9 protein-coding genes are annotated in these 13,205 nt (G+C 40.8%); 6 read left to right on the top strand and 3 right to left on the bottom strand.

Features of this window, described 5'->3' with window-relative positions:
• Window positions 1-38 precede the first annotated feature (38 nt).
• The 3 genes from ACQFX9_RS01210 to moaA all read left to right on the top strand — a co-directional run bounded on the left by ACQFX9_RS01210 (window position 39) and on the right by moaA (window position 4,023).
• Window positions 39-722, top strand: coding sequence for a uracil-DNA glycosylase (locus tag ACQFX9_RS01210; RefSeq protein WP_427160346.1), 684 nt, complete (start codon window positions 39-41; stop codon window positions 720-722).
• A 277-nt stretch (window positions 723-999) separates the two neighbouring features.
• Window positions 1,000-2,919, top strand: a complete 1,920-nt coding sequence (locus ACQFX9_RS01205) for a leucine-rich repeat domain-containing protein (protein WP_427160345.1) — start codon at window positions 1,000-1,002, stop codon at window positions 2,917-2,919.
• 117 nt (window positions 2,920-3,036) lie between these two features.
• Window positions 3,037-4,023, top strand: coding sequence for a GTP 3',8-cyclase MoaA (moaA, locus tag ACQFX9_RS01200; protein ID WP_427160344.1), 987 nt, complete (start codon window positions 3,037-3,039; stop codon window positions 4,021-4,023).
• A 440-nt stretch (window positions 4,024-4,463) separates the two neighbouring features.
• On the opposite strand, the gene dxs is transcribed toward moaA, so the two are convergent.
• A complete protein-coding gene (dxs, locus tag ACQFX9_RS01195) occupies window positions 4,464-6,371 on the bottom strand; it encodes a 1-deoxy-D-xylulose-5-phosphate synthase (protein ID WP_427160343.1) in 1,908 nt (635 codons plus the stop codon).
• Between the two features lie 437 nt (window positions 6,372-6,808).
• A complete protein-coding gene (locus tag ACQFX9_RS01190; protein WP_427163052.1) occupies window positions 6,809-7,492 on the bottom strand; it encodes an S-layer homology domain-containing protein in 684 nt (227 codons plus the stop codon).
• A 271-nt stretch (window positions 7,493-7,763) separates the two neighbouring features.
• Between ACQFX9_RS01190 and rpiA the strand changes: the two genes are divergently transcribed.
• On the top strand, window positions 7,764-8,474 hold the full coding sequence (rpiA, locus tag ACQFX9_RS01185) for a ribose-5-phosphate isomerase RpiA (protein ID WP_427160342.1): 711 nt from the start codon (window positions 7,764-7,766) through the stop codon (window positions 8,472-8,474).
• Between the two features lie 75 nt (window positions 8,475-8,549).
• Here rpiA and ACQFX9_RS01180 read toward each other — a convergent pair whose 3' ends face one another.
• The gene (locus tag ACQFX9_RS01180; protein ID WP_427160341.1) at window positions 8,550-10,100 is read right to left on the bottom strand and encodes a tetratricopeptide repeat protein; all 1,551 of its coding nucleotides are present in this window, start codon (window positions 10,098-10,100) and stop codon (window positions 8,550-8,552) included.
• A 347-nt stretch (window positions 10,101-10,447) separates the two neighbouring features.
• Here ACQFX9_RS01180 and ACQFX9_RS01175 point away from each other — a divergent pair, with 347 nt between their 5' ends.
• Window positions 10,448-12,574 (top strand): GNAT family N-acetyltransferase, encoded by a 2,127-nt coding sequence (locus ACQFX9_RS01175; RefSeq protein WP_427160340.1) that lies wholly within the window; start codon window positions 10,448-10,450, stop codon window positions 12,572-12,574.
• A complete protein-coding gene (locus ACQFX9_RS01170; RefSeq protein ID WP_427160339.1) occupies window positions 12,571-13,074 on the top strand; it encodes an ASCH domain-containing protein in 504 nt (167 codons plus the stop codon). Before ACQFX9_RS01175 ends, ACQFX9_RS01170 begins: the two co-directional genes overlap by 4 nt.
• Window positions 13,075-13,205: the final 131 nt, after the last annotated feature.

Below are 13,205 nucleotides of genomic sequence, written 5' to 3'. Positions count from 1 at the left end.
ACAGATTTGCTGGTGCTGACTCAATCAACCAGATTTTCATGAGTAGCGAAATCCAACTCAGCCTTTTTGACGAACAACCTAGTTTTAACCAAAAAGAGCTGATTCCCACAAATGCTAAAATCCCTGTTCCATCTGGAACTTACGCCAATATGACTGAATTGGCACAGCATTGCAATAATTGCCATCGCTGTGAATTAGGTAACACCCGTACCCATGCGGTAGTCGGACGGGGTAACTTAAAAGCTCCAATTATGATTATTGGTGAAGCACCAGGACAAAACGAAGACGAAACAGGTTTACCCTTTGTGGGTCGTTCAGGACAGTTGCTAGAACAAATACTGGCATCGGTGGATTTAAATACCGAAAATGATGTGTATATTGGCAACATCAATAAGTGTAGACCACCAAATAATCGAGTGCCGACACCTGACGAAATGGCAGCTTGTCTACCGTATTTATTAGAACAAATTCGCCTCGTTGACCCAAAAATTATTTTGTTAACAGGCGCAACAGCAGTTAAAGGTATAACTGGTGATAAGCGGGGAATTACTAAGATTCGTGGTCAGTGGATAGAGTGGGAAGGGCGTTTATGTATGCCGATTTTCCACCCATCCTATTTACTGCGTAACCCTTCTAAAGAAAAGGGTAGTCCTAAATGGTTGATGTGGCAGGATATACAAGCTGTGCGCGCCAAATACGATGAAATTCGGCAAAATACTTAAAGCTGTTCTTCAGTAGTGCTAAACGCCGCGCTACCGCTAACACCACTCAAATCAATTCAAAATTCAAAATTCAAAATTCAAAATTCAAGAATTGATTACTGAACACTCAGCACTCAGCACTCAGCACTCAGCACTCAGCACTCATTACTCAGCACTCTCTTAGCGGGACTTACACAAAAGTTAAGCCCAAATTTAGCCCAAACTTACGAATTGGTATTAATTGCCGTAATTTAGAATACCTTGATATTATTTGGCTAATAGTTGAGCGATTTCCATTATGAACGAGCAAGAATTGCTACGGGTAATTGAACAAGCCGCTATAGATAGCGTAACTGAACTCGACTTATCTGGTAACAATTTGACAACTTTACCGCCGGAAATTGTCCAACTGGTCAACCTGCAAACCCTCAACCTCAGCAGTAATAAACTGAGCAGTCTGCCACCGGAAATTTTCCAACTGGTCAATTTGGAATCCCTCAGCCTCAGCAATAATCAACTCAGCAGTTTGCCAGAGGAAATTGTCCAACTGGTCAACTTGCGGTGGCTCATCCTCGACAATAATAAACTGAGCAGTCTGCCAGAGGAATTTGGTCAACTAATCAATTTGATAGAACTCAACCTCAGCAGTAATCAATTCAGCAGTCTGCCACCGGAAATTGTCCAACTGGTCAACTTGGAAGTTCTGAGCCTCAGCAGTAATAAACTGAGCAGTCTGCCAGTGGAATTTGTCCAACTGGTCAACTTGCGGAGGCTCTACCTCTGCGGTAATCAACTGAGCAGTCTGCCAAGTGAAATTGGACAACTGCTCAACTTGGAAGTTCTCAACCTCGACGAGAATCAACTGAGTAGTTTGCCAGAGGAAATTGGACAACTGCTCAACTTGGAAGTTCTCCTCCTCAAAACTAATCAACTGAGTAGTTTGCCAGAGGAAATTGGTCAACTGCTCAACTTGGACTCGCTCTACCTCAACGGTAATCAACTGAGCAGTCTGCCAAGTGAAATTGGACAACTGCTCAACTTGGAAGTTCTCTGGCTCGAAGAGAATCAACTGAGCAGTCTGCCAAGTGAAATTGGACAACTGCTCAACTTGCAGGAGTTCCTCCTCGACGAGAATCAACTGAGTAGTTTGCCAGAGGAAATTGGACAACTGCTCAACTTGGAAGTTCTCTGCCTCAACAAGAATCAACTGAGTAGTTTGCCAGAGGAAATTGGACAACTGCTCAACTTGCAGAAGCTCTACCTCTACAATAATCAACTGAGCAGTCTGCCAAGTGAAATTGGACAACTGGGCAATTTGAAATTTCTCAACCTCAGCAAGAATCAACTGAGTAGTTTGCCAGAGGAAATTGGACAACTGCTCAACTTGGAAGTTCTCTGCCTCGACGAGAATCAACTGAGCAGTCTGCCAGAGGAAATTGGACAACTGGTCAATTTGGAATCCCTCAACCTCGACGAGAATCAACTGAGTAGTCTGCCAAGTGAAATTGGACAACTGGTCAATTTGGAATCCCTCGGCCTCGGCAATAATCAATTCAGCAGTCTGCCAGAGGAATTTGTCCAACTGGTCAACTTGCAAACTCTTCGCATCAGCAGTAATCAACTGAGCAGTCTGCCAGAGGAATTTGGTCAACTAATCAACTTGCGGTGGCTTGACCTCAGCAGTAATCAATTCAGCAGTTTGCCAGAGGGAATTGTCCAACTAGTCAATTTGAAAGACCTCAGCCTCAGCAGTAATCAACTGAGCAGTCTGCCAGAGGAATTTGGTCAACTAATCAACTTGCGGTGGCTTGACCTCAGCAGTAATCAATTCAGCAGTTTGCCAGAGGGAATTGTCCAACTGGTCAACTTGCGGTGGCTCTACCTCGGCAATAATCAATTCAGCAGTCTGCCACCGGAAATTGTCCAACTGGTCAATTTGAAAGACCTCAACCTCGACAATAATCAACTCAGCAGTCTGCCAGAGGAATTTGGTCAACTAATCAATTTGGTAGGGCTTGAACTCAGCAATAATCAATTCAGCAGTTTGCCAGAGGGAATCAGGAACTTAGCAAATCTGCTCAGGCTAGATTTGCGGAGAAATCCACTCCCCATTCCATCTGAGATTTTAGGGAGCGACGATTTATCAGAATATCCAGGTAATGTGAATGAAATTCTCGATTTCTATTTTCGGGTGCAATATCCTGAAGAAAAGGATTAAATAATCAGTTTCCGTCGCACAAAGTTAGGTGTAGCATCAAGTTTTTTGGATAGTCTAGAATACTGAGTAAAAGTACACATCTATTTGTGCATGATGCACAATAGAAAAAAATCCCAGATGAACCAGGTAGACTACCTCCGCATTAGTTTAATAGATCGCTGCAATTTTCGTTGTTTGTACTGTATGCCAGAGGGGTCACAGTTAGACTATATCCTCCAGCAGCAGCTACTTACCAATGAAGAATTGCTGACTTTAATTGAAGAAGTATTTATACCCGTTGGTTTTACGCGCTTTCGCTTGACGGGGGGAGAGCCTTTATTGCGTCCTCGTGTGGTGGATTTAGTAAGAGCGATCGCATCTTTTCCCCAAACTCAAGATTTGGCTATGACTACCAACGGTTTTTTACTCGCTCCCATTGCCCAAAGCCTCTATGACGCAGGCTTGAGCAGGATAAATATTAGTTTAGATTCTCTCGACCCCGATATTTTTCATCAAATAATTGGTATTCATGGGCGTTCTCGTTGGCAAGAAGTTTGGGACGGAATTCAAGCAGCTTATAGAGTTGGTTTTAACCCTTTGAAATTAAATGTTGTGGTAATTCCTGGGGTGAATGACCATGAAATTTTAGATTTAGCCGCTTTAACCATTGAGAAACAATGGCACGTTCGATTTATTGAGTTTATGCCGATTGGCAACGGACAATTATTTAGCGATCGCGGTTGGGTTTCATCGGCTGAATTACGCCAACAAATCCGCGATCGCTGGGGCTTGACAGAATCTCAAGTTTGTGGCGCAGGCCCTGCGGATGTATTTCAAATTCCTGGAGCGAAGGGGACGCTAGGATTTATTAGTCAAATGTCAGAATGTTTTTGCGATCGATGTAATCGGATGCGCTTGAGTGCAGATGGTTGGCTAAGACCATGTTTATTAAATGAAACTGGTCAACTCGACCTCAAAACAGCTTTGCGTTCTGGTGTCAGCACCTATCAATTACAAGAACAGGTCAAAAATTTGTTGGTAATCAAGCCAGAAATTAACTTCAAAGGACGCGACTCTGGGGTTGAGGGTGCTTACAGTCGTACCATGTCGCAAATTGGCGGATAGGAATCATAAAAAACTCCACCCACAAGGGCATGGGGAATTGGGCATGGGGCATATGGAAAATGAAAGTTTGTAGTGAGGACTTTAGTCCTCATCTATGACCCAATACGGTTCAGATAAGAAAAAGAAATTTCAACAAAACCAGCAAATGATCACTCAACAAAAAACGAAAAAATGATTTTGGAGGGGGTTTGGGGGACGGTTGCGTCCCCCAATCGGGGGCTTGGGGGAGAATCCCCCAAATCTTGCTCATTGTCTAATAGGTAGAGCAAGCAAAAATTGAGAAATCAACTCTCACCACCTTAACTGAACCGTATTGATCTATGACCAATTTTAGATTTTGGATTACAAGCCCACACTTGTAGCTATTCCAGAATCTCGAAACATTACTATTGCCAAAAAAATAACCCCTAAAAGCAGGGGTTATTAATTGGTGTCAATACTTAAACAACAGCAGAAACTTTCTGTTCAAAGAAAGCTTGCAAAACTCTTTCTGCAATCTGACGACTAGTTAAACCTAGTTCCGCTTTAGATTCTTCAGGTGTAGCGTGTTCCACCAACACATCAGGAATCCCGATGCGTTTTACAGGTACAACTACATCCGCATCTAACAAGGCTTCTGCTACTGCTGAACCAAAGCCACCCATGACACAACCTTCTTCCAGAGTCACTACGCGCCCAATCTTCTTAGCTAAAGGCACAATCAATTCTGTATCCAAAGGCTTCACAAATCTGGCATTAATCACAGTCGCTTCAATCCCATGTTCGCTGAGAATTTCCGCCGCCTGCATACTGGGGTAAACCATTGTGCCGTAGCCAACGATTAACACATCATCGCCATTGCGGAGAATTTCACCTTTACCGATTTCCAAAGGTTCCCAACCTTCTTCCATCAGGGGTACACCATAGCCATTACCCCTGGGGAAACGCATCGCAATGGGGCTACTGGTATGGTTAATCCCAGTTACGATCATACGTTGCAGTTCGGCTTCATCTTTCGGAGCCATCAGCACTATATTGGGAATACAACGCAAATAAGCAATGTCATACATACCTTGGTGAGTAGGGCCATCAGCACCTACAATTCCAGCCCTATCTAGACAGAAGAAGACTGGCAAGTTTTGAATACAGACATCATGAACAATTTGGTCATAAGCCCGTTGTAGGAAGGTAGAGTAAATCGCCGCTACAGGACGCATACCTTCACAAGCCAAACCAGCTGCCAGAGTGACAGCGTGTTGTTCGGCAATACCCACATCAATATACTGATTGGGTAATTTAGCTTGCAGCTTGTCTAAGCCTGTTCCCGTCGCCATCGCCGCCGTAATGCCGATAATTTTGGGATTTTGTTCGGCTAGTTTGACGAGGGTGTGAGAAAAGACTTTAGCATAGGCGGGGGGCTTGGGCTTACTGGAAGGAATGGCTTTCCCTGTTGTCAAGTTAAAGGGATTTTGGGCATGGTAGCCTACTTGGTCTTTCTCCGCGATTTCATAGCCCTTACCCTTGACTGTTACCACATGAACTAACACAGGCCCAGCAATTTGATGTGCTTGTTGGAAGGTGGCAATTAACTCTTCCAAATTATGTCCATCTACTGGCCCCATGTAGGTAAAGCCTAGTTCCTCAAAAACTGCCCCTACTTTGGGAACAGCCAAACGCTTCATCCCTTCTTTGATGCGTCCTAGTTCGGGGGAGAGAGATTCACCCACAAAAGGAATGTGTTTGAATTGTTCTTCAAAGTTATCTTTGATGAATTGCACCGGTGGACTGAGGCGCATTTTATTGAGATAACGAGGAATTGCCCCGACATTGGGAGAAATGGACATTTCATTGTCGTTGAGAACGACTAACAGGTTAGTTTTGGGCAAATGTCCGGCGTGGTTAATGGCTTCTAAAGCCATACCACCAGTTAAAGCACCATCACCAATGACAGCAGCAACCTTAAATTTTTCACCATTCATATCTCGTGCCAAAGCCATACCCAAGGCAGCTGAGATACTAGTGGAAGCATGACCCGCCCCAAAGTGGTCAAATTTATTTTCACACCGCTTGAGATAACCAGCTACGCCGTCTTTTTGTCTGAGGGTGTGGAAGTCACTGTAACGTCCTGTAATGAGTTTGTGGGGATAAGCCTGGTGTCCGACATCCCAAATAACTTTATCGCAATCTAGGTCTAGAGTTTGGTAAAGTCCTAAAGTTAACTCTACAACACCCAAACCAGGCCCTAGATGTCCACCAGTTGCCGCTACTGTTTGCAGGTGCTTATCACGGATTTGACGTGCAATCTGTTGTAATTGCCGGATGGATAAACCGTGCAACTGATTGGGATGGGTAATTTCACTCAGGTGCATATTATAGTGCTTTCCTCTCTAATCTCTAACTTTCGGTATTTTGATTTTCCCACGGTCGGGTTGCCGATAGAATTAAACTGTCACTAAGTAGCAGTCTAAAATGTAATCTTCTGTAACGGCTAATTAGACACAAGAATTTCAGCAATTTTTACTAGATATTTATGCCGTCAGCATATACCGCGAAATTACTTTAAAGTATGTGATCAGTTCTATTTTGAGAAAGTAACAAAACAGACATTTATAACAATACTGCCAAAGCCTGCGAAAAAGACAAATTCAGCGATCCTAATAAAATTCAGCTTGCCTGATAGGGAAATTTGTAGTTTTTTCCCCGCAGGTATTTTTCCTTAGTATGGTGTCCGTAGAAGTAACAAACAGCCCAGGTTATAGGGGTGTCTTCATTTTTACTGTGACTGGTTGATTTTGGTTTTGTCGGACTAGAAAGTTGGCGGACTGTTGGTAACACCAGGAACTTCTGGTGTTTCTGGTTGTTTTTGTTGTCGTTGCAAATATTTACTCAAAACATAGGCAATATCCCCACGATTCATCGGTCTTAAGGGGGATATATTATTTTGAGCGTCTGTGTTAATAAATCCTTCTGTGACTACTGTGGCGATCGCTCTTCTTGCCCAACTAGGTATAGATTTAGCATCGGGATAGGGGGAAAGAATTTCATTGACAGAATCATCCCCAAATTGAAACACTCCATAAGCTTGGGCAAAAATCGCCAAGCCCTCCGCCCTGGTAACTCGTTGATTGGGGAAAAATAAATTCCCTCGATAACCTTTCATCACATCTGTTTTCAAAACTATCTGAATATCTCGATATGCCCAGTGAGAAGAAGGAACATCAGCAACAGGAATTGATTTTTCTTGTTGAGCAGCTTCTCGTTTATCCAACTCAAATGCTTTGACTAAAATTGTTGCTAATTCTGCACGACTAATCAATCTTTCTGGATAAAAATTCCCATCGGATGAATTAGTCATCAATTTAGCAGCAACCACTTGTTGAATTGCTTCTGATGTCACTCCTGTATTAGTTTCCGTCGTTTGCGCTTGCACAATTACGGGGAAGCTTTGGAGTAGCAGCACTAAAGAAAATGTACTTAGCCAAGGGCGCATATTTCTGACCACTTTAAATCTGCTTCTTTGTATAGACAACAACCGACGCATCGCGCACTGATTATTTATGTTGACATATTTTTACAAAGAAGGTTGCCGAAACTGGGCATGGGACATTGGGCATTGAAATCACTTCTCCCTTGTCCTCCTTGTCTCCCTTGTCCTCCTTGTCTCCCCTGCCAATTGTGTCAAGAATGAATATTGAAGTGCCAGGGATTGTAGTATAGTCTGCTGTGGACAAGCCTTTTATTTAGACGTTATTTCAGGAGTTTTGGGCATGACAGCAGACCCCGTTACTTTGATGAAGCAAGAAGTTGGTAAAGCAGCAGCAGCTTTAGTGAAGTCAGGTTCAATTGTAGGCTTGGGTACAGGTTCAACTACAGCTTACACGATTCAATATTTGGGCGATCGCCTCAAATCTGGTGAACTAAAAGATATTGTGGGTATTCCTACTTCGTTTCAGTCTGAGGTGTTGGCGAAACAATATGGTGTTCCTCTCACCACTCTCGACGCTGTTGACCATATTGATATTGCCATTGATGGGGCTGATGAAGTTGACCCCAAGAAAAACTTGATTAAAGGTGGTGGCGCAGCCCACACCCGTGAGAAAGTGGTTGATTACTTGGCGAGTCAATTTATCGTTGTGGTAGATAGTGGCAAATTAGTAGACCGTTTAGGTTCTGTGTTTGCTGTCCCAGTGGAAGTAATTCCAATGGCAATTACGCCTGTCACCAATGCAATTAAGGAACTTGGCGGAAAACCAGAACTACGTATGGGTGTGAAGAAAGCCGGGCCTGTAATCACTGACCAAGGTAACTTTGTCTTAGATGTCAGATTTGACTCTATTGACGACCCAGTTAACCTAGAAAAAACTCTCAACAACATCCCTGGGGTTCTCGAAAACGGTATCTTCGTTAATTGTGCTGATGTGGTTTTAGTCGGCGAAGTTATCGATGGCAAGCCAGTAGTGCGGCAACTTTAAGGTAGCAGGGGTAGGGGAGGCAGGAGGCAGGGGGCAGAGGAAGAAACATCTATCTAGTACCCAATGCCCAATGCCCTAATCTTTAATCCCCTGTGCCTGCAAGCTAGCTTGTAAACCGGATAAAGAACGCCCGTTCTGGGGATATTTAGTTAAATCAGCCCGAAATGTTGATTCTGCTGCGGCATAATCACCTTTAGCCAAAAGCACACCGCCTAGTGCTTCCCGTGTGGGGAAGTACCAGTCTGGTGGTTCTACGTAGTCTAGGTGATCTTCTGCTACTACTGCTTGTTGTAATGTAGCGATCGCTCTCTCAAAATCATCCCTAGATTCGGCAATTTTGGCATCTAACAATTTCTGGGCAATGTCTAAAATGCGACTGGCTGGTGTAAACCCAATAGTTGCTGCGGCTGGCATAGTCTGACTTGCGGCTAGTAAAGCACGGCTTTCTATTGCTGCATTTTCTGGCTGGTTTTTAGCTGCATAGGCTAAACCACGCGTAAAGTGCCACAGTGCGTTAGTAGTAGGAAGGGTGGCATCAGGTTGAGGAGTTTGTAAAATTTCATCCCAATCGCCAAAGCGGGCTTGTATTAATAATTTCTGCCCGAAAAATCCCTCTAGCATGGGTAAATGAGGGTCGATAGCACTAATATGACTAACTAATTGATCTGCCGCTTGCAAGGCTTCTTGATGCTTACCTGCCATGCTGCTGGCGACCATCAGAAAATGTATGTTATGGGTGAGATATAGCTGAGGATAAATGCCTTTGACTTGATTGTGACAGATGTAGGGTACATCTTGAGCGATCGCCAACTCATTGACTCGCATGGCTCCGGCATAATCTCCAACGCGAAAATAAATATGGCCTGGCATATGTACTAAGTGTCCAGCCGCAGGGACTAAAGTCTCTAACCGTTCGGCACTTTCTAGGGCGCGTTCTGGATGCAATGAGGCTTCTACGGCATGAATATAGTAGTGATTCGCGCCTGGGTGATGAGGATTTTTTTGCAGGATATATTCTAAAACAGCCACAATTTTGTTTGTCCCTGGCTGTGGTTGACCGTCATGTGTCCACAGTTGCCAAGGATGCAAATCCATCAGGCTCTCAGCATATAAGGTGGCTGCGTCTAAGTCATCAGGATAGCGTTGAAATAGACTAGCCATTGCTTGGGCATAGTCCACATCTAAGGGGTGTAAATCTGCGTTGGGATTTGCAGAATAACGTTTTGCTAAAGCCTGAATATAGTCTTGTTCAGGAATTGATGCTTGCACAGCCAATTCGGAAGCTGTTTGGATGGCTTGATAAGCGGCTTGTTCTTTTTCCTTTGTGACTACTGAGTTAATATTAGGGCCAAGAGCCAGCGCAATTCCCCAATAAGCCATTGCCATTTGCGGGTCGAGTTCAGCCGCGCGTTGAAAAGAACGCACAGCCTCATCATGATTGAAGCCGTAAACAAGATTTAAACCCTGGTCGAAAAACTTTTGTGCTTCCGAGTTTTGGGTAGAAACTGGATGGTGATATGTTCCCAGCCCTGGGATTAAAGTATAGGGTTGTTTGGTTTGGGCGATCGCAGAATTAGAAAATAATAAAGATAGTACAAGTACCCAAACTGTAAATAAGTATTTCATGCTCAAGTTACCTGTTAGACAGCTTTTTTATTAGCTACCTAAATTACAGTTGCTTGAGTATGTTATACGCATCTTTCCTATTGCTTAAGATGGTAGAAATCAAAGTTTAAATTGCAAATTATGAATATTTATTACAGATTAACTCAAATTTGTGGCTGAGTCACTTATTGACTTAAATTGACACTAAGACCCAATATTTAGATAATAATCAATTTATAGAGCCATTATTGAATATATATTATTTTTTATACTTTCTTGCAGTATTTTTATCAAAAACATAATATAGCTGTAAAAAAATATTTAAATATTAAATCAATATTATTTGCGCTGACAAAAGGTTGATTTTAATGGTACAAGAAGAACTCCCTGAATATAGCATTGATGAGATTAGGTCAGGCTCAGACCATTTGGAAACAATAATAAAATTAGGAGATAGTAATTCAGCGACACTGGGTTTTTTACCAGATGGGGCTTTCCGAAGACTTGGTGATGAAGGTCGCATCCTCGGTTTTATTATTAAAGATGTAGGTTGTGTGGGATATATCCTTTACGATACCAATCGTCATAGAGTAAAACTTACACATCTTTGTGTAGATAAGCAGTGGCAAGGTAGGGGAATTGCAAAGTTACTGATTAAAAAATTAAAAGAAATAACTAGTCACTTGTATGGGATTCTTTTGTCTTGCCGTCGAGACTATGAATTAGATGGAATGTGGGCTTCACTGGGTTTTGTTTCTATATATGAAAGACCTGGAAAATCTAAAGAGGGAAGCATATTAACAGAATGGTGGTTAAATTATGGTCATCCTGATTTACTGACTACTCTTGCCCAACAAAAAATTGAATCTAGAATATCTGTAGCTATAGATGCGAATATTTTTTATGATTTAACAGATCATGAAACAATTGATGAAGAAAGCAAAGAGTCTAAAGTTTTGATGTCTGATTGGTTGGCGAATGAAATTGAATTGTGTTTAACTGATGAGATCAAAAATGAGATAAATAGAAATCAAGATGAAACCCAAAGAAAGAAACTACGCACTATAGCCAACAGTTTTACTTTTCTTTCTTGTACGCAAGAAAATTTCGAGCAAGCGTGTCAAGCTATACGTAAGTTTTTCCCAAACAATATGAGTGATAGTGATGCTTCAGACCTTCGTCAACTTGCCAGAGTTATTGCTTCCAGCATCAAGATTTCTTTCTTCATCACAAGGGATAAGAGATTGCTGAATATTGAGGAGGAAATATATAATGATCATAGCCTGCTGATTATTCACCCTATTGATTTTATTATTAGATTAGATGAACTATGTCGAGAGGCAGAATATCAACCCGTAAGATTAGCTGGTACTAATATAGAAAAAAAACGTGTTCAAAGTGGAAAAGTAGATTTAATAATTAATTTATTTCTAAATCATGCTCAAGGTGAAAGAAAGGTTGAGTTTAGAAAAAACATTAGAAATTTTCTCTCGAATCCCGAACAGTTTGAATGTTTTATAATTATTCGTCAAGAAGATCCAATCATTCTTATCATATACGATAAATCAGACAATGAAGAGTTAAAAATACCTATTTTACGTATTAGAGACACAAAGTTAACTTCCACTCTCTTACGCCATTGTATATTTCAGTCTTTTTTTAGCGCAGCTTGTGAAAAAAGACAGTTTACTAGAGTTACTGACACATATTTAGATGAACAAGTAACCATAGCACTTCAAGAAGATAGTTTTATCAAAACTCAAGATGGATGGTTAAGGGCTAACTTAGCTATAGTAGATGATGCTGATTCTATCGCTTCATATCTGTCATATATATGCAGTAAATCACCTAAAAATTACGGGCATTATAGTTCGTTTGTAGATGTTTTAATCAATAAATCTTCACTCAGTAATTCTGATTGGATGGCAGATATTGAACGTATATTATATCCGGCTAAAATTATTGATGCTGATATTTCTAATTTTATTATTCCTATTAAAGCCTGGTGGGCTAAAGATTTATTTGATCAAGAATTAGCAGCAGATGTTTTGTGGGGAGCTAAAGAAGACCTTGCATTAAAACGAGAAGTGGTATACTATTGCGCGAAACGTTCAATTCAAGCCCCTGGAAGAATTTTGTGGTATGTTAGTAAAGCTGGTAGTGAAAGCCATAATTTACATAAGCTTGGAGCTATTCGTGCTTGCTCAATACTAGATGAAATAATAATCGGTAAACCAAAAGATTTATACAAAAAATTCAGAAGGTATGGAATTTATACATTTGATGATATTCGACAATCTACTAAGGATAATTTAGATAAAAATATCATGGCTATCAAGTTTAGTCATACAGAATTGTTTAAAAATCCAATAAAATTACATGAAATCGAGAATATCTTGAAACGGAAAATTTCAGTTCAAACTTCTTCAAAAATAACAGCAGAAGAATTTGTATTATTATATAATGAGGGAAGTCTATTCACTATTGATCAATGACTTTAATGTCTCCAAATATACTTTTATTATCGATACAACAAAAATATGCCAACATGATTTTTGATGGTGACAAACAAGTCGAATTGCGTCGTGTCAGACCTCGGCATCTCAAAGAAGGAGATTTAATTATCGTTTATGTCACTTCACCAAAACAGGCATTAGTTGGTGTAATTGAGGTAGAAAAAGTTGTTGATAAATCACCTACAGAGCTTTGGAATATTGTGGGAGATAAAGCTGGCGTTGCTTATGATTATTTTCAAAAATATTATAGAAATTCCTCAATAGGTTATGCTATCTTCTTTAGAAGAAAATTTAGTTTTGACTCTCCAATTAAGTTAGAACACTTAAGAGAAAAATGGTCTGATTTTCGACCACCACAATGCTATCATTACTTAAAAGATAAAGAAATAGATTTTATCCAATCTATAGCAAAACAAGATATTTTAAGTTTCTCAGAAAATCCCAAAATTTACCAAACTGAACTACTAGCACAAAGTTAAGTGATTGAAAGTCTGTGAATTTTGAAATTCAGAAATTTTGAATCGGCAATATTTACTTGATATGTATTTTTTCTAATATTTGCTATTCTTTCTTCAATCCAAGTTTGTATTTTTAGAGAATATATACGTAT

The sequence above is a fragment of the Aliinostoc sp. HNIBRCY26 genome (assembly GCF_050235535.1).
GTDB lineage: Bacteria > Cyanobacteriota > Cyanobacteriia > Cyanobacteriales > Nostocaceae > Trichormus.
Note: the sequence above shows the minus strand (reverse complement) of the source record. Positions and strands in the feature narration are given on the sequence as shown.

Coding starts and splice junctions, on each gene's coding strand:
- ACQFX9_RS01210 (WP_427160346.1), top strand. CDS start 39: ATGAGTAGCGAAATCCAACTCAGCCTTTTTGACGAACAACCTAGTTTT.
- ACQFX9_RS01205 (WP_427160345.1), top strand. CDS start 1,000: ATGAACGAGCAAGAATTGCTACGGGTAATTGAACAAGCCGCTATAGAT.
- moaA (WP_427160344.1), top strand. CDS start 3,037: ATGAACCAGGTAGACTACCTCCGCATTAGTTTAATAGATCGCTGCAAT.
- dxs (WP_427160343.1), bottom strand. CDS start 6,371: ATGCACCTGAGTGAAATTACCCATCCCAATCAGTTGCACGGTTTATCC.
- ACQFX9_RS01190 (WP_427163052.1), bottom strand. CDS start 7,492: ATGCGCCCTTGGCTAAGTACATTTTCTTTAGTGCTGCTACTCCAAAGC.
- ACQFX9_RS01180 (WP_427160341.1), bottom strand. CDS start 10,100: ATGAAATACTTATTTACAGTTTGGGTACTTGTACTATCTTTATTATTT.
- ACQFX9_RS01175 (WP_427160340.1), top strand. CDS start 10,448: ATGGTACAAGAAGAACTCCCTGAATATAGCATTGATGAGATTAGGTCA.
- ACQFX9_RS01170 (WP_427160339.1), top strand. CDS start 12,571: ATGACTTTAATGTCTCCAAATATACTTTTATTATCGATACAACAAAAA.